General features: G+C 41.5%; 27 protein-coding genes. 20 read left to right on the forward strand and 7 right to left on the reverse strand.

Annotation, left to right across the window (positions count from 1 at the left end):
- The first annotated feature begins 52 nt into the window (after positions 1-52).
- Entirely contained in the window at positions 53-1,036 is a 984-nt protein-coding gene (locus tag AC4CU2_RS07160) for an ion transporter (RefSeq protein WP_490768534.1), read from the forward strand.
- 86 nt (positions 1,037-1,122) lie between these two features.
- On the opposite strand, the gene AC4CU2_RS07165 is transcribed toward AC4CU2_RS07160, so the two are convergent.
- Both AC4CU2_RS07165 and AC4CU2_RS07170 read right to left on the reverse strand, forming a co-directional pair.
- Entirely contained in the window at positions 1,123-2,343 is a 1,221-nt protein-coding gene (locus AC4CU2_RS07165) for an MFS transporter (protein WP_148825929.1), read from the reverse strand.
- Between the two features lie 235 nt (positions 2,344-2,578).
- Positions 2,579-3,037 (reverse strand): DUF441 domain-containing protein, encoded by a 459-nt coding sequence (locus AC4CU2_RS07170; RefSeq protein ID WP_428871589.1) that lies wholly within the window; start codon positions 3,035-3,037, stop codon positions 2,579-2,581.
- Between the two features lie 136 nt (positions 3,038-3,173).
- On the opposite strand from AC4CU2_RS07170, the gene AC4CU2_RS07175 reads away from it, so the two are divergent.
- Positions 3,174-3,893 (forward strand): pseudouridine synthase, encoded by a 720-nt coding sequence (locus tag AC4CU2_RS07175; RefSeq protein ID WP_490768535.1) that lies wholly within the window; start codon positions 3,174-3,176, stop codon positions 3,891-3,893.
- Positions 3,894-3,922: 29 nt separating this feature from the next.
- On the opposite strand, the gene AC4CU2_RS07180 is transcribed toward AC4CU2_RS07175, so the two are convergent.
- The 3 genes from AC4CU2_RS07180 to AC4CU2_RS07190 form a co-directional block, all read right to left on the reverse strand.
- Positions 3,923-4,363 (reverse strand): GNAT family N-acetyltransferase, encoded by a 441-nt coding sequence (locus tag AC4CU2_RS07180; RefSeq protein ID WP_004696801.1) that lies wholly within the window; start codon positions 4,361-4,363, stop codon positions 3,923-3,925.
- Between the two features lie 93 nt (positions 4,364-4,456).
- Positions 4,457-4,792, reverse strand: a complete 336-nt coding sequence (locus AC4CU2_RS07185; protein WP_004984882.1) for a type II toxin-antitoxin system RelB/DinJ family antitoxin — start codon at positions 4,790-4,792, stop codon at positions 4,457-4,459.
- A gap of 112 nt (positions 4,793-4,904) precedes the next feature.
- Positions 4,905-5,819 carry a pseudouridine synthase gene (locus AC4CU2_RS07190; RefSeq protein WP_490768536.1) on the reverse strand — a complete coding sequence of 305 codons (915 nt, stop codon included), beginning with the start codon at positions 5,817-5,819 and terminating at the stop codon, positions 4,905-4,907.
- 121 nt (positions 5,820-5,940) lie between these two features.
- On the opposite strand from AC4CU2_RS07190, the gene tsaE reads away from it, so the two are divergent.
- From tsaE to hfq, 4 genes are all read left to right on the forward strand, one after another.
- Positions 5,941-6,417, forward strand: a complete 477-nt coding sequence (gene tsaE / locus AC4CU2_RS07195) for a tRNA (adenosine(37)-N6)-threonylcarbamoyltransferase complex ATPase subunit type 1 TsaE (RefSeq protein WP_279665940.1) — start codon at positions 5,941-5,943, stop codon at positions 6,415-6,417.
- Positions 6,410-8,350 carry a DNA mismatch repair endonuclease MutL gene (mutL, locus tag AC4CU2_RS07200; RefSeq protein WP_490768537.1) on the forward strand — a complete coding sequence of 647 codons (1,941 nt, stop codon included), beginning with the start codon at positions 6,410-6,412 and terminating at the stop codon, positions 8,348-8,350. Before tsaE ends, mutL begins: the two co-directional genes overlap by 8 nt.
- 6 nt (positions 8,351-8,356) lie before the next feature.
- Positions 8,357-9,301 carry a tRNA (adenosine(37)-N6)-dimethylallyltransferase MiaA gene (miaA, locus tag AC4CU2_RS07205; protein WP_279740907.1) on the forward strand — a complete coding sequence of 315 codons (945 nt, stop codon included), beginning with the start codon at positions 8,357-8,359 and terminating at the stop codon, positions 9,299-9,301.
- 93 nt (positions 9,302-9,394) lie between these two features.
- On the forward strand, positions 9,395-9,913 hold the full coding sequence (gene hfq / locus AC4CU2_RS07210) for an RNA chaperone Hfq (protein ID WP_062032896.1): 519 nt from the start codon (positions 9,395-9,397) through the stop codon (positions 9,911-9,913).
- A 114-nt stretch (positions 9,914-10,027) separates the two neighbouring features.
- On the opposite strand, the gene AC4CU2_RS07215 is transcribed toward hfq, so the two are convergent.
- Both AC4CU2_RS07215 and AC4CU2_RS07220 read right to left on the reverse strand, forming a co-directional pair.
- Positions 10,028-11,332 (reverse strand): peptidylprolyl isomerase, encoded by a 1,305-nt coding sequence (locus AC4CU2_RS07215; protein WP_236769389.1) that lies wholly within the window; start codon positions 11,330-11,332, stop codon positions 10,028-10,030.
- Positions 11,332-13,791 (reverse strand): LPS-assembly protein LptD, encoded by a 2,460-nt coding sequence (locus AC4CU2_RS07220; RefSeq protein ID WP_062032897.1) that lies wholly within the window; start codon positions 13,789-13,791, stop codon positions 11,332-11,334. The genes AC4CU2_RS07215 and AC4CU2_RS07220 overlap by 1 nt, the downstream gene beginning before the upstream one ends.
- A 121-nt stretch (positions 13,792-13,912) precedes the next feature.
- On the opposite strand from AC4CU2_RS07220, the gene AC4CU2_RS07225 reads away from it, so the two are divergent.
- The 14 genes from AC4CU2_RS07225 to AC4CU2_RS07290 all read left to right on the forward strand — a co-directional run bounded on the left by AC4CU2_RS07225 (position 13,913) and on the right by AC4CU2_RS07290 (position 25,469).
- The gene (locus AC4CU2_RS07225) at positions 13,913-14,929 is read left to right on the forward strand and encodes an aminoglycoside phosphotransferase family protein (RefSeq protein WP_490768538.1); all 1,017 of its coding nucleotides are present in this window, start codon (positions 13,913-13,915) and stop codon (positions 14,927-14,929) included.
- Entirely contained in the window at positions 14,926-15,615 is a 690-nt protein-coding gene (gene murU, locus AC4CU2_RS07230) for an N-acetylmuramate alpha-1-phosphate uridylyltransferase MurU (protein WP_490768539.1), read from the forward strand. The genes AC4CU2_RS07225 and murU overlap by 4 nt, the downstream gene beginning before the upstream one ends.
- A gap of 84 nt (positions 15,616-15,699) precedes the next feature.
- The gene (gene rsmG, locus AC4CU2_RS07235; protein ID WP_114836897.1) at positions 15,700-16,332 is read left to right on the forward strand and encodes a 16S rRNA (guanine(527)-N(7))-methyltransferase RsmG; all 633 of its coding nucleotides are present in this window, start codon (positions 15,700-15,702) and stop codon (positions 16,330-16,332) included.
- 25 nt (positions 16,333-16,357) lie between these two features.
- Positions 16,358-17,140 (forward strand): ParA family protein, encoded by a 783-nt coding sequence (locus AC4CU2_RS07240; protein ID WP_004696827.1) that lies wholly within the window; start codon positions 16,358-16,360, stop codon positions 17,138-17,140.
- Complete coding sequence (locus AC4CU2_RS07245) at positions 17,137-18,024, forward strand: ParB/RepB/Spo0J family partition protein (protein WP_004696828.1); 888 nt, start codon at positions 17,137-17,139, stop codon at positions 18,022-18,024. Before AC4CU2_RS07240 ends, AC4CU2_RS07245 begins: the two co-directional genes overlap by 4 nt.
- A 36-nt stretch (positions 18,025-18,060) precedes the next feature.
- Positions 18,061-18,714, forward strand: a complete 654-nt coding sequence (locus tag AC4CU2_RS07250; RefSeq protein WP_490768540.1) for a MotA/TolQ/ExbB proton channel family protein — start codon at positions 18,061-18,063, stop codon at positions 18,712-18,714.
- Positions 18,715-18,722: 8 nt separating this feature from the next.
- A complete protein-coding gene (locus tag AC4CU2_RS07255; RefSeq protein WP_004696832.1) occupies positions 18,723-19,145 on the forward strand; it encodes an ExbD/TolR family protein in 423 nt (140 codons plus the stop codon).
- The gene (msbA, locus tag AC4CU2_RS07260) at positions 19,145-20,872 is read left to right on the forward strand and encodes a lipid A export permease/ATP-binding protein MsbA (protein WP_078388679.1); all 1,728 of its coding nucleotides are present in this window, start codon (positions 19,145-19,147) and stop codon (positions 20,870-20,872) included. The genes AC4CU2_RS07255 and msbA overlap by 1 nt, the downstream gene beginning before the upstream one ends.
- 3 nt (positions 20,873-20,875) lie before the next feature.
- Positions 20,876-21,880 carry a tetraacyldisaccharide 4'-kinase gene (lpxK, locus tag AC4CU2_RS07265; RefSeq protein WP_078388680.1) on the forward strand — a complete coding sequence of 335 codons (1,005 nt, stop codon included), beginning with the start codon at positions 20,876-20,878 and terminating at the stop codon, positions 21,878-21,880.
- Positions 21,881-21,888: 8 nt separating this feature from the next.
- A complete protein-coding gene (gene kdsB, locus AC4CU2_RS07270; protein WP_490768541.1) occupies positions 21,889-22,650 on the forward strand; it encodes a 3-deoxy-manno-octulosonate cytidylyltransferase in 762 nt (253 codons plus the stop codon).
- 19 nt (positions 22,651-22,669) lie between these two features.
- Positions 22,670-23,653 carry a DNA polymerase III delta subunit-related protein gene (locus AC4CU2_RS07275; protein ID WP_490768542.1) on the forward strand — a complete coding sequence of 328 codons (984 nt, stop codon included), beginning with the start codon at positions 22,670-22,672 and terminating at the stop codon, positions 23,651-23,653.
- Positions 23,654-23,667: 14 nt separating this feature from the next.
- Positions 23,668-24,009, forward strand: a complete 342-nt coding sequence (locus AC4CU2_RS07280) for a PilZ domain-containing protein (RefSeq protein ID WP_005401154.1) — start codon at positions 23,668-23,670, stop codon at positions 24,007-24,009.
- Positions 24,010-24,035: 26 nt separating this feature from the next.
- The gene (locus AC4CU2_RS07285; protein ID WP_078425022.1) at positions 24,036-24,809 is read left to right on the forward strand and encodes a TatD family hydrolase; all 774 of its coding nucleotides are present in this window, start codon (positions 24,036-24,038) and stop codon (positions 24,807-24,809) included.
- 45 nt (positions 24,810-24,854) lie between these two features.
- Entirely contained in the window at positions 24,855-25,469 is a 615-nt protein-coding gene (locus tag AC4CU2_RS07290) for a TetR/AcrR family transcriptional regulator (RefSeq protein WP_114836892.1), read from the forward strand.
- The last annotated feature ends 4 nt before the right edge of the window (positions 25,470-25,473 follow it).

Below are 25,473 nucleotides of genomic sequence, written 5' to 3' on the forward strand. Positions count from 1 at the left end.
TGGAACTTCAGTTAAACTGAATTTTAAGGGATAAGAATAACTTAGAATCGTAATGAAATTGACAGCTTGGTACACGCTACGCAAATTTGTTTATAACAATTTGCATAATGAGGATTATGAGACGCCCTTAAGTCGAGGGTTGAACTATTTTCTCATTGCACTGATTATGAGTAATGCTGCTGCGGTCTTGCTGGAGTCGGTGCAAAAGTACTATCTGTTGTATCAAGACTTTTTCTATTATTTTGAAATCTTTTCTATTATCGTTTTTAGCGTCGAATATCTCTTACGTTTTTGGTCAATTGCTGAATCTAATAGTTTTGAGTCGGATTGGAAAAACCGTCTAAATTGGGTCAAAAGTGGTGGGGCGATTATCGACCTTTTGGCTATTCTACCTGCGTATTTAAACTTCTTTGTTCAGTTCGACTTACGATTCTTAAGAATTGTTCGTTTGCTTCGACTTCTCAAGCTCACCCGCTACTTTGTCTCTCTACAAATTTTATTACGTGTCATTGAGCGTGAAAAAGGCTCATTTCAAGCGGTTATTTTCATCTTAATGATTATGATCATTATGGCGGCTGCAGGGGTGTATTTGATTGAAAGTCAGGCACAACCTGAAGTTTTCAGCTCTATTCCAGCTTCAATGTGGTGGGCCGTGGTTACATTGACCACCGTGGGTTATGGCGATGTGACGCCTATTACGCCGTTAGGACGCTTTCTTGGAGCGATTATTACCATCTTAGGTGTAGGTTTAGCGGCATTACCTGCGGGTATTTTGGCGAATGGTTTGGCCAATGAACTTGAGCAGCGTAAAGAAAAACTTGAACTTAGATTTCGAGAATTAATCCAAAATAGCGATATTGATTTTGTCTTAGAAACAGAAAAAATTGAAGAAGTTCGTAAAGAAGTTGGGCTGACCAAAGAGCAAACACACGATATTATTTTACAGCTCATTCGTGAACAAAAAGAAGAATCTTTAAGGCAAGAGCGTGAGCAATATGCCTATTGTCCACACTGCGGGAAGAAACTACCTGAATAAATCGGTGTAAAAAGGCATGTGAACAACGTTAAAATTGTACATTTATACACATGCCTTACTTTATCTGAATAGAGATCTAGATTGGTCTAACAAGTCCGATTTGCATCGCTTTTACATGCGGATATCGACTTTTTCTCATGCTGAAAAGCCACTAGCAAAATAATTAGCCCACCCAAACTTAGTAGAACCCCGACCCAGATTGGAGCTAGCCAACCTAAACCTTGGCTAATTAACCAGCCGCCCAGAAAAGCACCAAAAGCATTGGCAATATTAAATGCAGAATGATTCAGCGAAGCGGCTAAGCCTTGTGCATTACCAGCGACATCCATTAAGCGGGTTTGTAGTAAAGGCCCCAAACCTGCAATACTGAAGCTGACTAAGAAGAGTGCAATAAAAGCAGTGACAAGGTGATCCATAGACAGGGCACAAAGTACATAAGAGCAGGCATTAGAAACTAAGACCCAAATAATCGCCTTGTTTAAGTTTTTATCGGCAAAGTGTCCTGCGACGACACCGCCGACGACCAACCCGAGCCCAATACATGCCAGTGCAAAAGGAATGACTTGAATGCTAGCATGGGTATATTCAGTCAAAATAGGCGATACATAACTATAGACAGAAAACAACCCACCAAATCCAATTGCACCGACAGCAAGTGTGAGCCACATTTGTGTATTTTTAAGTCCACGCAGCTCATTTTGAATGCTGGCTGTGTGATCCAGTTGCATTTTGGGTAGGCCAAAACAAATTGCGACCACAGTCAAAAATGCGATAGATGCAGAAAACTCAAAACCTGCCCGCCAACCATACAGCTGACCCAGCCATGTCGCAAAAGGCACACCAATCACGGTCGCGACATTCAGCCCCATCATGAGCATGGCGACTGCCGAAGCACGTTTTTGTTTTCCTGCAAACTCTGCAACCACCAAAGCGGCAATACCAAAGTAAGCGCCGTGAGGAAAACCTGCAATAAAACGTGAGACCAACATAGACTCATAGCTATTTGCGAGTGCTGTACTGGCATTGGTGATGCCATAAAACAGCATGAGTCCAATTAAGAGTGTTTTACGCGGAACTTTGGCGGCTAGAATGGCAATCACAGGTGCGCCAATAGTCACGCCTAAAGCATAAGCACTAATAAAATGCCCTGTGACAGGAATACTGAGCTTGAAACTTTGTGAGATCTCTTGGATGAGTCCCATCGCAACGAATTCAGTCGTACCAATACAAAAACCACCGAGTGCCAATGCCAAAATAATGACAGATAAGTGGTGGGTTGGCGGGATGCTATTTTCTTGAGAGGACATAAATAGACGAGAAAATGAAAAGTATTATACGTTCTTTATCACATTAAAATTTGGTTGTTCAAAAAAGTTATAAGTGAACTAAGCAAGCGTATATTCATATGAACTCTGAAGGTTCTACACGATGAATATTTATTCATAGCGCTATATTGAGTGGACTTTCTATAAAAAGAAGTCAAATTTAAAGGCAGCAAATACAGATTAATCTGACCTAGTTTGAGAGTTTGGATTTGTTAGGCTAGGGGTGTCCTGTACCAATGATTAGGGTAAGTAAACCAGCCGCAATGAGTGGGCCGACTGGAACGCCACGTAGTAAAGCAACTCCTGCAACGGTTCCGACCAGCAAGCCTGCAACAACATCGGGTTGGTTTGACATCAGTTTTACGCCACGGCCGCCTAGCCATGCAACCAAAACACCAATCGCGATGGCAAGTAACGATTTAACACTTAAAAAAGATTTAAAAATACTTTCACCACTAATTCTACCACTTGCAATAGGCACTAAAACTGCAATGGTTAAAATGATGATCCCGATATTCAATCCATGTTGTTGGATGAGTGGGAAGTATTCGCTTAGCGGTGTCATCCGCAAAATAATGAGGACTGCCGCAGCAATGGTTACCGCAGAGTTGTGACTGAAAATACCGCAAGCCAGTAGGATCAGGAGGACGATCAAGTTCAAATCTAAGTTCGGCATAAGGGGCGAGACTGGTCAAAAAAACATGTGCATTGTAACGTTTTTTTAGCCACTCTGCCGTATGATCCGAGTCCTTTGATTGATGTTCCTGTATTTCAGTATAAAATGAGCCTTTATTTAAAAATGTGGTGTGCTAATGCTGTTGGAAAAAATGTTGCAGTCGCAAGGATTTGGTTCGCGAAAGCATTGCCAACAGTTGATTAAAAATGCAGCCATTGAAATTGATGGGAAGATCATTACTGACCCTAAACATAAACTCAAATTGGATGCGCTGCACTACAAGGTACATGGCGAGAGCTTTGAATACCGTGAAAAAGTCTATATCGCCTTAAATAAACCTCAAGGCTATGAATGTTCACATCAGGCGACACATCATTTTAGTGTTTTTGATTTGTTTGACGATGTGCTCTTAAATCGTGGTATTCAGTGTGTAGGTCGTCTAGATCAAGACACCACAGGTTTATTGTTACTCACCGATGATGGTCAGTTTTTACAAGCGATGACACACCCTAAAAAGCATGTGGCAAAGGTGTATCGCATGCAAACGACCGACCCTGTTACAGATGAACAAGTTCAACAGCTGGAGCAAGGAGTGGAGCTGCGAAATGAAAAAGGAAGTTTTGCTGCAACGGATGTAAAACGCTTAGCTGAATGTGAATTGCAAATGACTGTGCATCAGGGGGTATATCATCAAGTGAAACGTATGCTTGCGGCAGTTGGAAATAAAGTTGAGAGCTTGCATCGTCAGCAAATAGGGGCGCTCGACTTAACGGGTATGCCAGATTTAGTCGAAGGGCATTGGATCTATTTAAATGCCGAACAAGTGGCTTTAGCCAAGACACGTAATGGATCTTGAGAGTAAAGGTAGTCTTTAGACGCTGAATACTATAGAAAGCAATGATAGGTCTTAAACTCATTATCCGCTACAAAGCCCATGGCTTCATATAAGCTGTGGGATTGATAATTATTTTTTTGCGTTTCAAGCGTAATACGAATGGCTTTTTCGTGTCGCGCAAACAAAATAGCGGTATCAATCAATTGTTTTGCTGAGCCATGGCGACGATGCGGTGGAGAAACGTAAACATCATCTAAAATATAGTAAGTTGCGCAGGCTACAGAAGAAAAACCTAAATACAGCAGCACAAAACCTGTAATCACATCGTCTTTGACATGAATGAAGATGACGCTTTGTTCGTTTTCAAGGCGAAGTTTAAGGAACTTTTGGGAAAGCGCTAGGTTGGAAGATGCACCATAAAATTGGCGATATTCATCAAATAATACAGCAAGTTTTTCTAAGTCTTCTAAAGTGGCACGTCTAACGATCATGTATTACTCCATGCTGTATTTATAGTATTTACATGAAGCATACCTAAGTTTTGAAAGAGATATTTCTAAAATTTGTTTAGAAATGCAACACTGTTAAGTTTTGTCACTTTCTCCCAAGATTGCAGCTAATTCTTCAAAAAGATCAATATGTTCATCGTCTGCAAATAAATCATTGGTTGCTGTTGAGTCTGCGCTAGTGATGTGTTCAACCGCTTTCTGTTCTTGCTTGAGCTTACGTAGTTTAATCAGCTGTTCAATATTGATGTTCTGGTTTTCGATTGAGAAAGGGATGGATTTGGTTAAAACCACTTGTTTGAAGAACAAACGAACGGCTTGCGCAGGCGTAATTCCCAGTTGTTTAAACACCGCAAAAGCTTGTTTCTTTTCTTGGGAATCGAGTCGAATTTGATAGACTTCTGTTTTTCTCATGATTTTTTAAATAATTTGAACGACTTAAGGGTAGAAGTTATTTTAATCAATTTCATTGTAATTTCAATATTCATACAATGGAATTTTAAATTATTTTGTAATGACAAGCAGATTACAATGTCAATTCAAAATTGGAACTAAACTGCATAAGCTGTTGAGTTATTGGGTCTTTAAATGAAAGATGCTTAGCTAAGAGCTGTAAAGGCTGACTAAGATCATCGTCGGTTTTATGTACAACTTTAGGATAGAACGGATCATTTTTAATCGGAAGACCTAAGAAGTTGAGGTGTACACGGAGTTGATGTTGCTTCCCTGTCTCGGGTTTAAGCTCATATTTTGCCCATGTTTCATCATGCTCTAAAAGCAAGATCTCAGTTTCACTGTTCGGTGCTTCGTCTAGGACTTGCATGGTGTAGAACGGTTCACCTTTTTGCATATGCAGTTTTACTATGCGTGGAAATTTGAGTTCGCGGTTAAAAGGTGCAATCGCATGATAGGTTTTTTGAACCTGTCGATCTGCAAACATTTGCTGATACAGCCCTCGACTGTGAATACATTTGGAAAACATCACTAAGCCAGCGGTTTCACGGTCAAGGCGGTGGATGGGCGTTAAATGCTCAATGCCTGTTTGTTTTTTCAGCCGCACCAATAGGGTTTGTTGAACATATTGCCCCGTGGGACTGATGGTCAGAAAGTGCGGTTTATCCACCACTAAGAAATGATCGTTTTCAAATAAAATCTCATGCTGAAATGGAACTTCAATTTCATGCGCTAAAAAACGGTAATAAAACACATGCTGATTTTCACGATATGCCGAATCTGTATGGAGTACATTACCTTCAGCGTCATAGACCAAGCCATCATGAAAACGTTGCTGCCACTCAGATGCTTTAATATGCGGAAATTGGTCAGATAAATAAGCCAATACGGTGTGTGGTGTTGGATTTAATTTAGGCAAGAACACTTTGCTTGCGCTCACGCCATTGAGCATGGGTGGACAAAATTCAGCAGTTTTTATGTTGAGCATGATGTACAGGCAATATCTAATCGGTTGGCGCAGTTAAATACGAGATTTCAAGCTTGTAGCTTGGGCATTTTGTGAGTCCAGTGCTATCATAATTGTTCTTTTGTCACTTGTCGTGAGTATTATGCAGTATTCATTTAATTTAACGCTCAATAATGAACAAGATACCCAAAATTTAGCGCAAATTTTGGCACAGCATTTTACGACGGGTGTGGTGTATTTAATTGGGGATTTGGGTGCGGGTAAAACTACGCTAACACGCCATTATTTACAGCATTTAGGCCATCAAGGTTCCGTGAAAAGCCCAACTTATACCTTAGTTGAGCCGTATCAAGTTCAAGGGCATGATATTTTCCATTTTGACTTGTATCGTTTAAACGATCCGTATGAGCTGGAGTTAATGGGTATCCGTGACTATTTGGAAACGCCCAATGCATTGTTTTTGTTTGAATGGCCGTCTAAAGGGGGCGATGAGATCCCTGAGGCGGACTTAATTATTGATATCCAAAAATCGGAAGATGAACTGACGCGGTCTGCTACCTTAAGTTTCCATTCAGTAGCATTATTACAAGCATTAGAGAGCCAATTAAACAATGCGTGATGATTTAAAGATACGTCGTATTCATACTTTGAATCCTGCTTTAGCCAACCAAATTGCAGCAGGTGAAGTCATTGAGCGTCCAGCGTCTGTGGTCAAAGAGTTACTTGAAAACTCGATTGACGCAGGTGCGACAGAGCTGATTATTCGGGTAGAGCAAGGCGGCAGTACTTTAATTGAAATCATGGACAATGGTCGAGGGATTCACGCTGAAGATCTCCCTTTGGCGGTGATGCGCCATGCGACCAGTAAAATCCAAACCGCTGAAGATTTACATGCAATTGTCAGTTTAGGCTTTCGCGGAGAGGCATTGGCTTCTATTGCAGCGGTGTCGCGTTTAACCTTGACCAGTAGTCAAGCGGATGATGGAATTGGCTATCAAGTTGAAGTCAATGGAACTGCATTTGACCGTCAAGAGATTCAGGCTGTAGCTGCGCCGAAAGGTACGCATATTCGGGTACAAGATTTATTTTTTAATGTGCCTGCGCGTCGAAAATTTCTCAAAAAGCCTGGCACAGAGTTTGGTCATATTGAGGAAATTGTCCGACGTTTAGCGCTGACGCATTTCGATATTCGTTTTGTGCTTGAACATAATCAAAGCATCAAACTAAACTTGCCGATTGCAGATAGTGGGGAGCTACGTTTTCAGCGCGTACAGCAGTTGCTAGGGCGCGCATTTACTGAAAATGCTTATTGGATGGATGCAGATAGCATCAACATGCGTTTAACAGGTTGGTTGGGACATCCCTCCGATGCGCGGGCTCAGGCTGACTTGCAGTATGTTTATGTGAATGGTCGAATTGTTAAAGATAAAACCATCTCTCATGCGCTGCGTATGGCTTATGATGGTATTTTGCATGGACATCAGCATGCGGGTTATTTACTTTTTCTGGAAGTAGACCCTGAAAATATTGATGTCAATGTACATCCGACCAAACATGAAATTCGCTTTTTGAATCAACGTGAAGTACATGAATTTGTACGTCATTATGCCAAAGAGACTTTATCGCAGTTTCAAACGGCAACCGCAGATTTATCTGATGCAATGAAGATTGCAGAGAATCAAGCTTCGATGTCTGTGCAGCCTCGCTATCAAGAGCCTTTGCAGTTGCATCGTCATGTTGAGTCTGCACAAACTGGTGAGCAAGCCCCATCGGATATGCTCACTGACTTTAGTTCAAATCAACCGCAAGGTGTCCATTATTCGGCGCAACCTTCACGCTATCAGGGCTCAGAACAACTCAATAATGCCTTGCAAAGCTATTTAGCACCTCTGCGTGATACGTCATCTGCTGTTGATCAAGCTCAGCCTTTGGTTGATGTTACAGTGCAAAGCCCTAAAGTCGATGAACATCCGTTGGGAATTGCAATTGCACAATTGCATGGTATTTATGTGCTGGCTCAAAATACAGAAGGGCTGATTATTGTTGATATGCATGCAGCGCATGAGCGTATTCTGCTACAGCAAATGAAGTCAGCATGGGATAAACCAGAGTTTTGGACTTCTCAGCAGTTACTTATTCCCAAAGTGATTAATATCACGCGAATGCAAGCTACGCGAGTGGAAGAGCTCAAAGATCAATTGGCGCGTTTAGGTCTTGAAATTGATCAATATGGCGATGAGCAGGTCATTGTTCGTGGTGTGCCTGCGATTTTACATAAAGCCAATTTTGAGGCGCTGGTACCTGAATTGCTGAACGATTTGGATCCAAATGATGAAGCGCAGGGCTTACTGCAAAAGCGTGATCAAATTCTAGCGGGTATGGCCTGTCATGGTGCTGTTCGCGCCCATCGCATTTTGGGTCTTTCTGAAATGAATGCTTTGCTTCGTCAAATGGAACAAACTGAATTTGCCAGCCAATGTAACCATGGTCGCCCAACTTGGCGTGCGTTTCCATTGGCTCAACTAGATAAGCTTTTTGCTCGAGGAGAGTAGTTGTACATGTCAACTCAATTGCCGGTCATCAATTTAATGGGGCCAACTGCAAGTGGTAAAACTGCTTTGGCATGTCAGCTCTATGAGCAAGGGAATTTTGAACTGATATCTGTAGATTCAGCATTGGTTTTTAAGGATATGGATATTGGTACAGCTAAACCAACCAAAGAAGAGTTGCTGCAATATCCACATCACCTTATCGATATGATTAGCCCATTAGAAGTCTACTCGGCTGCAAGCTTTGTTGAAGATGCATGTGGTCTAATTGATGATATGCATGCACGAGGTAAAACCCCGATTTTGGTGGGTGGAACCATGCTCTATTTCAAGGCACTTTTAGAAGGCCTTTCAAGCAATTTACCGAGCGCAGATTATGCTGTTCGTGCTGAAATAGAAGCCAAAGGTGAAAGTGAGGGTTGGTCTGCGGTCTATGCTGAATTATGTAGTGTGGATCCACTGGCGGGCGAAAAGTTTAAAGTGAGTGATAAACAACGGATTATTCGTGCCTTAGAAGTTTACAAATTGACAGGGCAGCCTATTACTAAACTTCAAGCTGAACAACCTAAAAACGTGCCTTATCGCTATAATTTTCATAATTATGCTTTGATGCCAGACCGTGCGGAATTGCACCAAAGAATTGCACAACGCTTGAAAATTATGTGGGACATCGGATTTTTGAATGAAGTGGAAGCACTTATGAAAAAATACGATTTAGACGAAAATTTACCCTCTATGCGCTCAGTTGGGTATCGACAAGCACTCGAATTTTTACAGAAAGGAGATAAAACTGTCGAAAAACAACGTGAAATGGAGGATAAAGCACTTTTTGCGACACGACAACTTGCCAAACGTCAATACACTTGGTTAAGATCTTTGCAAGAGGCACATAAATTTACAACGTATTCTACTATCACGCAGGCACAAGAAGACTTGCGAAACTGCTACGGATAAAGCAAAATTTAGCTACTATCTTTTTTATAATTTTTAATTGAAAAATAAAGATAGTTTTTTGCGCTGATTTTTAAATTTTTTTGGAGTTATAACATGTCTAAAGGTCAAACTTTGCAAGATCCGTTCTTAAATTCTCTCCGTAAAGAACGTATTCCTGTCTCTATCTTCCTTGTAAACGGTATTAAGTTACAAGGTCATATTGAATCTTTCGACCAATATGTTGTTTTATTAAAAAATACAGTAAGCCAAATGGTTTACAAGCATGCAATTTCTACAGTTGTTCCTGCACGTAACCCACGTCCAGCTGGTGCACCTGCTGGCGCTGGTCAACAAGGTAGCTTTGGCGGTCAACAAGGCGGCTTTGGTGGTCAACAAGGCGGCTTCGGTGGTCAACAAGGCGGCTTCGGTGGTCAACAAGGCGGCTTTGGCGGTCAACAAGGTGGCTTTGGTGGTCAAGGTGGCTTTGGTGGTCAAGGTGGCTTCGGTGGTCAAGGTGGAGGCTTTGGTAGTCAAGGTGGCTTCGGTGGTCAAGGTGGCTTCGGTGGTCAATCGACTGGTTTTGATGGCGAATCAAAATTTGAAGACACTCAAGATGACGAAAATAATCGTTAATTAATTGTTAAAAAAGCCTCTCACATGAGAGGCTTTTTTTATGTCTAATTTTTAGTTTTCGTCCAAGCAAAAAAAAAGACCAGTATGAATACTGGTCTTTTTATGTGTTTAAACTTATGACTTGTTGTTCTTACGATCTAAGTTAGGATCTTTAATTTCGACATAAGCTCTGTTACGTGTTTCGCGTAACCAGCTATCAAGCTCTGCATCAAATTGACGCTCACCTAAAATTTGACGGGCCATACGTTCTTGGTATTCAGCAGTCATGTCTTGTTGACGTGTTTCAGTCACTTGAAGAATATGCCAGCCAAATTGGGTTTGGAAAGGTTTACTGGTTTGACCTACAGGCGTATTTTTCATGGTTTCTTCAAACTGAGGAACCATCACACCTGGGCTGACCCAACCCAAACTCCCGCCATCACGTGCTGAACCTGTGTCATTAGAGTAGGTGGAAGCCAAAACGGCAAAGTCTTCACCTTTTTGGACGCGGTTATACAAACTTTCGATCATTTGTTTAGCATTTTCAGGGCTAACCACTTCAGACGGTTGTATCAAAATATGGCGTGCTTTGTATTGAGGCACAATCGCTTTTTGCTCAGCACCTTTGCGTTCAACTAATTTTAAAAGATGTACACCATCACGCACTGTAATTAAATCTGTGGTTTGTCCCACTTGGAGTGGACTCACACGTGCTGCAAGCTCGCTAGGGATGTCAGAAAGTGCTCTAAAGCCCATATCTGCACCTTCAACTTTGGTGCCAGCAGTACTGAACTTTTTAGCAATTGCAGCGACATCGTTGTCGTTTGCTAGTACCGTTTTAACTTGCTTAGCCACAGCGTCAGCATTGTCACCTGAAACACGCACATGTAGCACATGCACTTGGTTACCGAGTGCTGCTTGACCTTGTGGGGTATTTAAGAAGTTTTTAACGTCTTGGTCTGAAATTTGGATACGAGAGGTAACGATTTGCTGGCGCAAACGATTGATTGCTAAATCTTCAGCAACGCGACTACGCAAAGAAGCATAAGTTCCTGGTGCCATTTTATCGAGCTTTTGTTGGAATGCTTCTAGGCTTGTGCTACCAGATTGTTTTGCAACATTTAAAACCGCTTCATTCAAGTTTTTTTCATCAGGTTGAATGTTGTAACGCTTCACTTGTTCAAGCTGAGTCTGACGAATAATCAGTTGCTCTAATGCTTGTTGTGCCAAATATTGCTCTGGTGGGACTTGTTTCTTTTGGCTCTCAAGTTGATGTTTGAGCTCAGCCATACTTGCTTCTAAGTCACTCTTCAAAATGACACTGTTATCGACAACAGCAACAACTTCATCCGACGCATGTACAAAAGTTGGAATAGCGGTTGCGAGAGCTAAAGCCAAAGCACTCGCTTTAAAAAATTGTTTGAACTGTTTTGTCTTCATTAACGGTCTGTCCAAGTCTGATTAATATTGTTAAAGCCTAGAATACGATTTTCTAGTAATGATGAAAGTTTACTGTTGAGTCCGCCTAAGCCTTTAAGTGTAATTTCGGCCATAATTGCACGTTTAGGTTCTACACCTGCAGCATTGACGTCATCCAAGTCGTTATAGTACTCGCGACCATAAACGGAGATTCCCCAACAGCAAGACTCGTAATTGACACCAAGGAGGTATTCACGAGCGACATTGTTGTCTAAGTCATATTGAGCATGGCCCATAATACGCCAGTTGTTATGGATCGGTTGTACAAAAGATGCAACCACTTGGTCGTAATGTTCTTGACGGTCTGCAATTTCTTTACGGTAGAAATAGCCAACGTTATAGAGGTTGCCTTTATCACCCGTAAAGTAAAGTTGTAAGTCGCGTTGCGCATTATCACCATTTGCCATCCATGCTGAGTTTGCACCGAGGGTAAAGTTTTGTGAGAGCTGACTAGATACGCTGACAATCGGACCAGAGTGATTTTCTCTGTCAAAGACATCTGCTGTTTGGTCAAGCGTTACGCGGCGGTCTTCGAAATAATAGCTTTGGCCCACACTGGCTTTTAAGCGCTCTAGACCCACCGTATCAAATAGACTATAGCTTAAGCCCAGTGACAAGAAGTTATTGTCTTCTAGACGGTCATGGCCATAGAAGCGATTTGCACTAAATAACTGATCATAGTTGATCGATGCTGTTGCAGAGTCAAAGTTTGGTGCGCCATCTTGATTTTTATAGGGTGCATAGGCATAGAACATGCGTGGGCTTAACGTCTGTAAGAAAGTGCCTTCTTTTTCAAAAGTCAAACCTGCATCAAAAGTCACCTGTGGCACAACATAAGATTTGTCATTCGATGAGCGGTTGGTGTTGTCAAACTCATTGATGGTATCTTGATCGTAGAATGTGTTCACATTGCGAATAGATACTTCAGGAATGGCGAAAGCCCACGGTGTACGGTAGTTATAGCGTACAGAAAAGTCATTATAGACACGGGTGCCGCTTGGTTCAAAGCTATCGTTGGTATCGCCGTCGATAGTCCCAAAGTCCTTTTTAAAGTAAGCCGTATCGTTGTTGAACTCGTATTCTAAGCCCAGTGCATTACCCGCTTTATAGTTGAGTAAGAACTGTGGTAAACGCGCATACGGACGGTCAACGTAGGGTGTGGTTTCGTCTAGTGTTTGGAAGTCTTCAACTTTCAGTTGGGCTTTTAGACCAGGAATTCCATTTTTATAGTTTAACTCCCACGCACGACGCAGGTTTAAGTCCGTTTTGGTGTTTGGGTTGTTGCTTAGGTCAGTAAAGTAGTCTTTGTCTGACGCATAGTTATATTCAAGGTTGGTTGAGAACTGTTCATTGATTTGCCAGTTATGTAAAAAGTGCAAATCTTTACGGTCTTCATCGTCATATTTTCGGTCACCAGCTAAGTACCCCCCCCAAATTTGACCTGAACCAAAGTTTTCGGTCAAATAGCGAAACTCACCCTCAAACATTGGGCCGCGGTCGCTGATATAGCGCGGCGTAACGGTCGCATCGTAGTTAGGTGCTAAGTTGAGATAAACAGGCACTGCAAGCTCGACACCACCATCATTGGTGAAGCCAAAACTTGGTGTTAAAATACCGGTAGTACGACGGTCATCAATTGGGAAGTTAAAATAAGGAACAGCGAGAACGGGTACATCTTTAACATAAAGTTTTGTGCCGCGTGTTTCACCACGTCCAGTTTCTTGATTTAACTTAATTTCGTCTGCTTGGATTTTCCACGTTGGCGATTGCTCTGGTGGGCAGGTGCTATAAGTTGCATTTTTTAGCGTAGTGGTCGTTTGCGACTCACGTAGGATTTGGTCAGCTCGCCCATGTGCATGTTGTTCTTCTGAAATATAGAAACTGTTTTTCAGATCGCCTTGCTGGGTTTTTAGGTTGTAATTGATTTGGTCGCTTTGCGCTAATAAACCACTTTGCGCCATTTGCACACGACCTTCAGCATTGGCAAAGGTCTGAGTCTGGTCAATGGTGATTTTATCGGCACGGATTTGACGACCTTCTTGATCAATCAGGACATTACCTTCAAGAACAGAGTCACCTTGTGGGTTGTAGTGACCATAGTCCGCTGTAATGGTGGATGTCGCATTGGCTGCGTCAGCAGCTTTGGTTTCAGGGCTTACAGGGGTTAACCATGTGCCTTGGCAATACGCGGAGCTTAAGTAACGACCTTGGCGCTGTTGAGCTTCAGGAGATGACTTATCGACATAGTATTGTTCGAAAAACTTTTGCCCAGGATAGCTTTCTTGTAGTGCTTGTTTTAGCGATTGTTGTTCGTCTGAAATAGACGTGGTTGGTGTTGCAGCATAGCTTGTGATTGAGCTACCACAAAGAAGGGTAAATATCGCAGTCGCTAAAGGATTAAATTTAAACTGATGCTTCATGTGTCTCATTTACCAAGTATGCTTAAAACGCAATTAATTATTGTCGCATCATAGAGAAAAAGTTGATAAGTGGCTACACTTAGCACTTTAAAAACTCAGCCTGTATTAGAATTTATCGCAAATGAATACACAACGTGAACAATTGATACAAACATGGATTTCATCTGTACTTGGTTCAGATCAATTTGAAATTAACTTTTTAGCAGGCGATGCAAGTTTCCGTCGTTATGCACGAATCAAGTTGAATAATAAAACATTTATGCTGATGGATGCACCACCAGAAAAAGAAGATTGTGTGCCTTTTGTGACGATTGATGAATTTTTTGATACGAACGGTGTTCGTGTACCACATATTGTGGCGAAAGATTTGGACCAAGGTTTCTTATTGCTTGAAGATTTTGGTGATGTGCTATTGTCTACACAGCTCGATGACAAGACTGTCGATGCGCATTATGAGCAAAGTTTTAAGCAGTTGATTCAATTGCAATCTATTGATGGTGAAGGTTATTTCCCTGCGTATTCTTATGAGAAGTTAATCACCGAAATGTCGTTGTTGACAGATTGGTTATTGCCAAGTTTACAGATTCAACCTTCTGATGATGAGTCTGCGTTGATTAAACGTACATTTGCAATTTTAGCCAATGCAGCGTTGGCTCAGCCTCAAGTGATTGTACATCGTGATTTCCATAGTCGTAATCTCATGCTTTTGGTAGATGAGCAAGAGCAAGGCGTAATTGACTTTCAGGATGCTGTGATTGGTGCAGATACTTATGATCTGATCTCAATTACACGTGATGCGTATGTACAGTGGAATCCTGAGCGCGTTTATCATTGGTTTAAAGTGTTTTATGAGCTATTGCCAGCTTCTGCCAAAGAAGGGCGTGATTTTGAACAGTTTAAGCAAGACGCTGACCTGATGGCCATTCAACGTCATATTAAAATTTTAGGTATTTTTGTGCGTTTATTTGAACGTGACGGAAAATCAGGTTATCTGAAAGATTTACCACGTGTGATGTGGTATTTACTTGAAGAAAGCAAACCTTATGCAGAACTACAACCTTTCATGCAATTTATTTGCGATAAAGTGATGCCAAAATTTGAAGCAAAATATGGCAAATATGAGGTTGTTGCAGCATGAAAGCAATGATTTTGGCAGCGGGACTTGGCAACCGCATGCGTCCTTTAACACTCTATAAACCGAAACCTCTGCTTGAAGTTGGTGGTAAACCACTGATCGTTTGGCATATTGAAAAACTCAAGCAAATTGGGGTCACAGAAATTGTGATTAATTCTGCATGGTTGGCCGATGTATTGATTGGCGCGCTTGGCGATGGTTCGCAGTTTGGAGTGACTATTCGTTGGACGCGTGAAGAAGAGGGGCTTGAAACAGCAGGTGGTATTATTAATGCTCTACCACTTTTGGGGACGGAACCGTTTATTTTAGTGAATGGCGATGTGTGGACCACTTTTGATTTTGCATCATTGCTCAATGTCGATTTGGGAGAAGATTTTGCGCATCTGATATTTGTAACCAATCCGACACAACATCCCAAAGGCGACTTTATCTTAAATCAAGGGCGTGCTTATACCTTTGAACAAGAGCAGTCAGGTGAAGCACTGACTTATAGTGGTGTTGCGGTTATTCACCCACAGATGTTTAAGGGTTTAGAAGTAGGTAAGCGTCCACTGGCTCCATTGCTAAAAGAAGCGATGTCTGCTGGAAAAGTTTCTGCCGGGAAAATGCAAGCCGCATGGGTGGATGTTGGCACACCTGAGCGATTAAGTGATCTAGATCTACAGATTCGTCAAGGTATGTACGTTTAAGTGCATAATCACTAAGCGTTAGCTACTGTTCCACGGCTGAGAAATCGGTATACTTCAGTTTAATTTTATTGAGATGTCTTCTTTATGCATCCATTTTTTCAAGACTTAAAGCAAGGTAGTCAAAAGCTTGGCTTAGATTTGAGTGAAGAAGCATTAAATTTATTGCTGAAGTATCAAGACGCACTTGTGCTGTGGAACAAAGCTTACAATTTAACAGCGATTCGCGATCCTAAAGAAATGCTGGTGAAGCATTTATTAGATAGTTTAAGTATTTTAAAAGATTTGCCGAAAGGTCGTTTGCTGGATATTGGTACAGGCGGTGGTATGCCGGGCATGATTATTGCTCTATGCCAACCTGAGCGCCAATGTGTTTTGCTCGATTCCAATGGGAAAAAAATTCGTTTTTTAAAGCAGTTTATTGCAGACTTAAAATTAACCAATGTAATTGCAGTTCAAACGCGTGTTGAGAATGAAGATAGCATCCATGATTTGGGTCAGTTTGATGTTATTACCAGTCGTGCATTTGCCTCTTTAACCGATTTTATCAATGCATCGAAGCCTTATATGCACCAAGACAGCATCATTGCGTCGATGAAAGGCTTGATTCCACATGACGAAGTTGAAGCGTTCAAAAACGAATTTAGCTGTGACATTATTGCGTTAAAAGTTCCACGTTTGGACGAACAACGACACTTACTTTTATTAAAACGTATCTAAAAAAATTCAAAGGATTGGGCGGGTCATGGCACAAATTATTGCGATTGCGAACCAAAAAGGTGGTGTAGGTAAAACCACAACCGCAGTAAATTTGGCTGCATCTTTAGCAGTACTTAAAAAGCGTGTTTTATTGGTTGATATGGACTCGCAAGGCAATGCGACCATGGGGTCTGGCATTCAAAAAAATGACTTACTGTATTCAGTGACCGATGTTTTACTGGGTGAAGTACCTATAGAAACTGCAATTACCAAGGCGGAAGTGGGTTATAAGGTCTTGGGTGCAAACCGTGATTTGGCAGGAGTTGAGCTTGCGATTGCTGAACAAGAAGGGCGTGAGTTTATTCTGCGTGATGCGTTGCAAGAAATTGAACAAGCATATGATTACATCATTGTGGACTGTGCGCCAAGTTTAAGCTTGATCACGGTTAATGCACTGGCAGCGGTGGATGGTGTGATGATTCCAATGCAGTGTGAATACTATGCTTTGGAAGGTTTGGCAGATTTAACACAGACCATTGATCGTATTCAACAAGCATTAAATCCTGAGTTAAAAATTATTGGTGTTTTACGCACCATGTATGATGCACGTAATGCACTGACGCGTGATGTGTCTGAAGAATTAGAACAATACTTTGGCAAAAAACTCTATGACACGGTCATTCCACGTAATGTGCGTCTAGCTGAAGCACCTGCGCATGGTTTGCCTGTGATTTATTTTGAAAAAAGCTCGAAGGGCGCAGTTGCTTATTTACATTTAGCAGCTGAAATGATTAAGAAAAGCAAAGTGAAAAAAGGAAGTAACGCATGACCGTTAAAAAACGTGGACTGGCAAAAGGTCGTGGTTTAGATGCCTTACTCGGTTCCATTCAAAAAGAGAAATTACAACTTGAAGCACAAGCTCTTGATCACGGTCAGCTAAAACAAATTGATGTGCATTTATTACAACGTGGTGAATATCAGCCACGTCGTTTTATTAATGAGCAAGACTTACAAGAGTTAGCGGCATCGATTGAAAAACACGGTGTGATGCAGCCGATTGTGATTCGTCCAATTGATAATGAAAAGCACCCCTATGAAATTATTGCGGGTGAGCGTCGTTGGCGTGCGGCCCAACTTGCTGGCTTAACGCAAGTCCCAGCCATTGTTCGTGATTTAACAGACCAAGTTGCAATTGCACTGGCGTTGATTGAGAACATCCAACGTCAAGACCTTAATCCGATTGATCAAGCGATGGCATTACAACGTTTTCATGAAGAGTTTGGTTTAAGTCATCAAGAAATTGCGGATACGGTAGGCAAAGCGCGTACCACAGTAAGTAATTTGCTACGTTTATTAAGTCTAGCTGAGCAAGTTAAAGACTTTATGCAGCAAGGTTTACTAGACATGGGACATGCTCGTGCCATTTTGACTTTGAAAGGGAAAGATCAACTGAAAGTCGCAGAATTGGTGATAGAGAAAAGCTTATCTGTTCGCCAAACTGAACAATATGTTCGTGATCTCAATGCGCCTAAACAAGAAAAATCCAAAACGGAAATTGCACCAGATCTTCAACAATTGACACAGCGCTTAACAGATCGTTTTAGTGCAAATGTCAAAATTGATCATAATAAACAAGGGAAAGGCAAGCTCACGATTCATTATCATTCACTCGATGAGTTAGATGGTATTTTGAATATTTGCTTAGCTGAATAATTTTATTTTCTATTTCTAAATACTTGGGGAAGTGTTATGTGGGAATTGGTAAAAGCAGGTGGGTGGCTTATGCTGCCCCTTGTGCTCTGTTCGATCTTTACTGTTGCGATTAGCTTAGAGCGTTTTATTCGCTTGAAGAAAACTACTATTTTACCGAAAGATTTGCTATTAAACCCAGCGCAAAGCGTACAAATGGTTTTGCCTAAACTTAAACAAAATAAGGATTTACAGGCAACGACATTGGGTCGTATTTTGGAAGCTGGTTACCAAAGTAAGGCACAAGGTGAACAGTTTGCACGTGCACAGATGGAAGCAACAGCCTCTCAGGAAATTGGTTATCTTGAAAAAAACATCAATTTTTTGGGAACATTGAGTGCTGTCGCGCCTCTTTTAGGATTATTGGGAACGGTACTTGGGATTATCGAGTCATTTTTAATGATTGATATTGGGAATAGTAGTAATCCAACACTGATGATTCCGGGGATTTCTAAAGCACTGATTACAACTGCGGCAGGAATGTTCATTGCGATTCCCGCATTATTTGCTTATCGTTATTTTCAGCGGTTAGTTCAAGAGTATGTTGCTGAATTAGAACAGCAATCGACTTTATTTCATGCGGCTTTATTTTATAAGCAAACAGAAACTGTGCTTGAAAACCATGATGATGTTGTTGTGAAGCAAGCGAGCTAAGGTGAAGTATGAAATTCAAACGTTCACAAGTTGAAGATGTTCATATTAACCTTACACCAATGATTGATTGCTTATTATTTATTTTGGTGTTTTTATTGCTGACCACCACCTTCAATCAATTTAGTCGTATGAATTTAACCTTGCCTGATGCGCAAGGTGTTCCACCGAAAACATTTGATCATAAAATCGAAGTGGTGGTAGATTCCACAGGGCATTATTCAATTAATGGTCAGTCTATTGCATCGAAAGATGTTTCAGAATTAAATACCGCAATTAAACAGATTTCCAATGACCGTCGTGATCTAATGTTTGTGATTGCTGCGGATGCAAAAGCAACCCATCAGGATGTGATCCGTGTGATGGATGTGGCAGGTCAGTTGGGATTTGTAAATATCAATATTAGTACCAAAGTGCCTTCTCGAGGTTATTAGTGAAACACGATTTAAAAGTTTATCTACGTCTACTGAGCTATTTAAAACCGTATTGGGGCGTAGCGATTCTTGTGGTGATTGGTTTTGCTATGAATGCGGCGACAGAAGTTTCTGTCGCTAAATTACTTGAAAAAATTATTGAAGCGATTCAACACCGTGATCAAGGTTTTACGACATTGTTCCCAATTTTGGTTGTTGTGGTAATGTTCTTCCGTGGGCTGGGTTTGTTCATGGGCGGCTACTTTACAGCGGTCATTTCCAGAAACTTGGTCTTTAATATTCGCCAAGAAGTCTTTGCCAAATTATTGCGTCTTCCTTCGCAGTATTATCTGGACAATAACAGTGGTCATATCACTGCGAAAATTATGTATAACGTGGAGCAGCTTACAGCCGCATCTACAGAGTCATTAAGAACTATTGTTCAGCAAGGTCTAATCACTCTTGCATTGCTCGGTTACCTTATATATAGCAACTGGCGTTTGACTTTGTGTATTTTGATTTTTGCGCCACTGATTGGGTTGCTTATTCGTAAAGCAGCAAAGCGTATGCGTAAGCTCTCTATTCAAGTCCAAGACACCATGGGGGATGTCAATCACGTGGTACAAGAGACAGTCAATGGTCACTTAGTGGTGAAAGGTTTTGGTGGTCAAGGGTATGAGCAACAACGTTTTAAAGATACCTCATTGGAGAATTTACGACGCGGTTTGAAAATGGTGGTTGTGCAACAGCTCAATAGTCCAATTGTACAGTTGATTATGTCAATTGCTCTGAGTATTGTGATGTGGATCGCACTACGCCCAGAAATTCTACAAGATACCAGCGCGGGTCAATTTGTGGCGTATATTACTGCAGCAGGTATGTTGAGTCGGCCAATTAAAGCATTGACTGATGTGAATGAAAAAATTCAACGGGGTATGGCTGCAGCACATTCAGTTTTTGAAATTTTAGATTTGCCTGAAGAAAAAAATACTGGGACTTTAACTCCAGTACTGAAAGGTAATATCGACTTTAAAGATGTGAACTTAGTTTATGTGGATGGTTATCAAGCGTTGCATGATTTTAATCTGAGTGTCAAAGAGGGTGAGACGATTGCTTTAGTGGGGCGCTCTGGTGCTGGTAAAACTTCTTTAGTAAATTTACTGGTGCGTTTTCAAGATACGACCTCGGGTCAAATCCTCTTTGATGGTATTGATATTCACGATATTGAAATCAATAGTCTGCGTACCCAAGTGGCAATGGTCAATCAACAAGTGGTTTTATTTAACCGCACTGTGCGTGACAATATTGCCTATGGTCAGCTTGAAAATGCCTCTGATGAAGAGGTAATTGCAGCAGCAAAAGCGGCCTATGCACATGACTTTATTATGGCTTTACCACAAGGCTACAACACTAAGTTGGGGGCGCAAGGCCTTAATTTATCGGGTGGCCAACGTCAACGTATAGCCATTGCTCGTGCGATTTTGAAAAATGCGCCTGTATTGATCTTAGATGAAGCCACCAGCGCGCTTGATAATGAATCAGAGTACTTTATTCAGCGTGCCTTCGATGCTGCAATGCGGGATCGGACCACGATTGTCATTGCGCATCGTTTATCCACTATTGAAAATGCAGACCGTATTGTGGTGATGGATAAAGGGCGTATAGTAGAGCAAGGTACACACGCTGAACTGATTGCGAAGCAGGGTGCTTACTATCAGCTCCATCAGCGTAATTTTGAGGAAAACTAAGTCATGTCAGGTGCACAGTTTATTCAGGATGCTTGGAACTCACAGGCAAAGTGGTTAATTGTGCTTCGTCCGTTGTCTTGGTTATATCGAGGCGGTTTTCTTCTAAACCGTAAGTTGTATCGGTGCAATATTAAAAAAGCCTATACGGCTCCTGTACCTGTCATGGTGATTGGTAATATTACCGTGGGTGGGAGTGGTAAAACCCCTCTGCTCATTCACTTGGTGAGTTATCTGCAAAGTAAGAATATTCGAGTGGGTGTGATCAGTCGTGGTTATGGTGCCAAAGGCCCATTTCCGACTATGGTGGATCTCAACTCATTGCCTGAAAATGTAGGTGATGAGCCAACTCTCATCGTGCAATCCACTGATGTGCCGATGGCGGTGGGTCCAAATCGCCAAGAAAGTATTGAACTGCTTTTATCTCACTATCCCATTGATCTGATCATTAGTGATGATGGGCTTCAACATTGGGCATTGAGTCGCCAAATTGAATGGATTGTCCTAGATAATAATCGTGGACTAGGCAATGAAAAGTTATTGCCCGAAGGTTATTTACGAGAGCCAAAGTCTAGGTTGGATCAAGGCATAGTGATCGAGCATGCAGATCATCCTACTCGTACTATGCACATGCACTTAGAAGTTGCAGAGCCTTATTTGTTGAACAGTACTGAAGCAAAAGCTTTCAATCCGCAAGATGATTTTTATGCGGTCGTGGGGATTGGGTTTCCGCAGCGCTTTTATCGTACTTTAGAGCGTATGGGGGTGCAGCAGTTCCAGTGTCATGAGTTTGCCGATCATTATGAATATGAGTTAGAGGATTTGGTTTTTGACGATGCCAATCCCATTATTACCACTGAAAAAGATGCAGTGAAAATTTTAGCGTTGCTCAAACAAAATCCTAGTTTTGCCCGTGATATTTGGGTTGTTCCTGTCGATGCAGTGTTATCGACGGCGTGTTATGACACCTTACATCAACAGCTCGCCGCTGTAGGTATTGAAATTTCTTAAGGTCTTTTATGAAGCATATTGTTATTCCTGCACGTTTCGCAAGCACACGTTTATCTGGAAAACCACTCCTTAAAATTCATGGCCGTGAAATGATTTTACGGGTCGTTGATCAGGCGAAGAAAGTGGAAGGTTTTGATGATCTTTGCGTCGCAACGGATGATCAGCGAATTTATGATCTTTGCGTGGCTGAAGGTGTGGATGCGGTGTTGACTTCTGCGGATCATCCCTCAGGAACAGACCGCCTAAGTGAAGTGGCAAAAATTAAGGGCTGGGCCAGCGAAGATATCATTGTGAATGTTCAAGGTGATGAGCCTTTGTTGCCTGCAGCTTTGGTTAAGCAAGTCGCGCAACTTTTAGAGTCACAAGCCGATTGTTCAATGTCGACCTTGTGCGAACCAATTCAGCATTTAGATGAATTTAAACGTGACAGTATTGTTAAAGTGGTAATGTCGAAGTACAAACAAGCACTTTACTTTAGTCGCGCCACTATTCCATATGACCGAGATGCTGCAAAGCAAGTGCAACAAACGTTGCATAAACAAGCCTTCCGTCATTTGGGCTTGTATGCTTACCGCGTGAAATTGCTCCAAGAATATGTGACATGGGATATGGGTACACTTGAAACGCTCGAAAGCTTAGAGCAACTGCGTGTTTTGGAAAATGGACATCGTATTGCCATTGATATCGCAGAAGCGAACTTACCACCGGGTGTGGATACACAAGAGGATTTAGATCGTTTAAATGCCATGGATGTGGCTCATTTTGCATAATAGAACTTAGGTCGTATACATGAAACAAACGCTGCCTGAGCAGATTTATCCGTGGCATCAAAATGTTTGGGAAACTTTAACCACACGTTTTCCCAATATTGGTCATGGCTTATTGTTTTATGGGAAAAAAGGTTGTGGTAAAGAGACTTTAGCTGAGCAGTTTCTTGCTTGGGTCTTATGTGCGAAGCGGCAGCCAAAGCATTTGGCCTGTGGGGAGTGTGGGAGTTGTCAGTGGTTAAAGGCGGATACACACCCCAATTATGTGCACATCACTACCGATGAAGACAATAAGAAACAAAATGCTAAGATCAAAATTGAGAAAATTCGTGATCTGCTGCCTTTTGTGCAGCAAACGGTAGACGGTTGGCGCGTCATCATTATTGAACCAGCCGAAGCTTTAAATACAGCTTCAGCCAATGCTTTATTGAAAACGCTTGAAGAACCAGGTGATCGTGTTGTTATCATTTTATTGGCAGATCATTATTTAAAACTGCCTGCAACCATTCGCAGTCGTTTGCAACATTTTGCTTTGGATCGCATAAATGAACAGCAAGCAGAGCAATTTTTAAATCAGCATTTGTCCCATAGCGATTTGGCACAGCAACATTTGTTGATGAACTTGTCCAATCATATGCCGTTGCAGGCAATTACATTGTCCGAGAGTGAATGGATTCCCCAACGTGCTGAATTTTTAAAAGATTGGCAAAAGTTGGTGGTGGATAAAAATATGCCGATGGCAATTGCGACCAAGTGGAATAAAGCGCTGACATTTAGTGATTTTAGTCAAATGTTTGAGTACTTGTTGTCAGATTTGATTTGTGTCAAGCTAAATCAGCAGTTAAAAAACACTGATTTGGATTTTAATGTGCTGGCAGAACGGTATTCACTTGAAACTTTGTTTTCAATTTATGCTGAGTTGCAACAGTCAAAACAATATATTGAACAAAACGTACAAACTAATTTAGTGCTCGACCAATTGTGTATTCGGTTGATGGATGTTTAAAACAGGGGAATTTTATGCAACCACGTATGGGCGGGATTATTCAAGCCAATATTCCAGATAAAGCAACGTTATATGCAAGCTACATGCCCTTTGTGGTTGGTGGTGGTTTATTTATTCCATCCAAACAACCCGTAAAAATGGGAGAGGAAGTCTTTGTTTTGGCAACATTGCCAGAGCAAGCACAGAAAATTCCTCTCACAGGTAAAGTGATTTGGATTTCGCAAAAGCAAAATGGAATCAAACTCCAAGGATTTGGTATTCAACTTTCTGGGGAGAAAGGGGTTTATTACAAATCAGAAGCGGAAAAGTTGCTTGCAGGTATTAAGTCTGAAGGGCGAACTAGTTACACTATGTAATTAAGTATATGAAGTAGGAAACGCCTGTGTTTGTAGATACACACTGCCATTTAACCATGCTAGATTTAACCCCTTATGATGGGGATTTAGATTTAGCATTAGCGCAAGCACGTGCAGCGGGCGTTCATCGCTTTATGAGTATCTCGGTTGATCTTGATGATCATATTGAGCTAGCAAAAATTGCGGCACGGCATGACGATGTGGGCTATAGCGTCGGGGTACATCCTTGTGAAGATCCTGAAACCATGGCTCGTGCAACCACAGACTATTTAATTGAGTTGGCACAGCCTGAAAAAGTTTGGGCAATTGGTGAGACTGGGCTCGATTATTTTCATAGTACAGATTTCATCGCTGAGCAAAAAGACTGTTTTGCACGACATATTCATGCTTCACAAGCCGTAAAAAAACCAGTTGTTGTGCATACCCGTTCTGCCAAGCACGATACTGTTGATATTATCCGTGCTGAAAAATCAACGCATGGAATTTTGCATTGTTTTACAGAAGACTGGGAAACGGCTAAAGCTGTCTTAGACTGTGGTTATTATGTATCATTTTCAGGAATTGTATCTTTTAAAAATGCGCAAGATTTACGTGATGTGGCGAAGCAAGTTCCTTTAGATCGTTTGTTGATTGAGACGGATAGTCCTTATTTAGCCCCGATGCCATATAGAGGAAAGTCTAATGAGCCAAAGTACGTACCTTATGTAGCCAAAGCCTTGGCAGATGTATATGATAAGTCCTTAGAAGAGATGGCGTTCATCACAACACAGAACTTTGAAAACCTTCTCAACATGAAGTAAATAAATTGAAACGATAAAAGTGTATAAGAGAGTACTAGGGTGAAAATGGATCGTCAGGCTCAGTTTCGAGCAAGAGAAGCGTTAATTTTCCAAGTGGCTGAACAGTTACTTTTAGAAAATGGCGAAGCAGGAATGACCCTTGATGCATTGGCTGCGGAATTAGATCTAGCAAAAGGTACGCTTTATAAACATTTTCAAAGTAAAGATGAACTGTATATGTTGCTCATTATTCGTAATGAGCAGATGTTGCTTGAAATGATTAAAGATACAGATAAGCAGTTCCCTGAACATCTGGCTTTTTTTATGTTACACCATTTGCATCATCCTGAACGCACGGTGCTATTTCACCAAATAGAAGAGCGATTATCCACCACAGGTGTTGGGATCTATCAGTTGTTTACTGAACTTTATCAAATTCGGAAGCAACGTCTGCGTTTAATTATTCGTATGACCGAGCGGTATTTGGAGTCGATAGAGAGTCAAATGACAGTACGTGACTATTTAGCATCTATTTGGTCTTTGACGCACGGTGCCGCAGCGATTTTGAACTCTAGTTTTTATCAACGATATTTGGGGTCGCGCGATACTTTGCGCGTGGCCTACATCGACCAAGCTCTGGCGATGCCTAAACAAACGGGCGCAGCGGGATATCTTGCTTAGCGGA

The sequence above is a fragment of the Acinetobacter sp. 797_lipA genome (assembly GCF_058243025.1).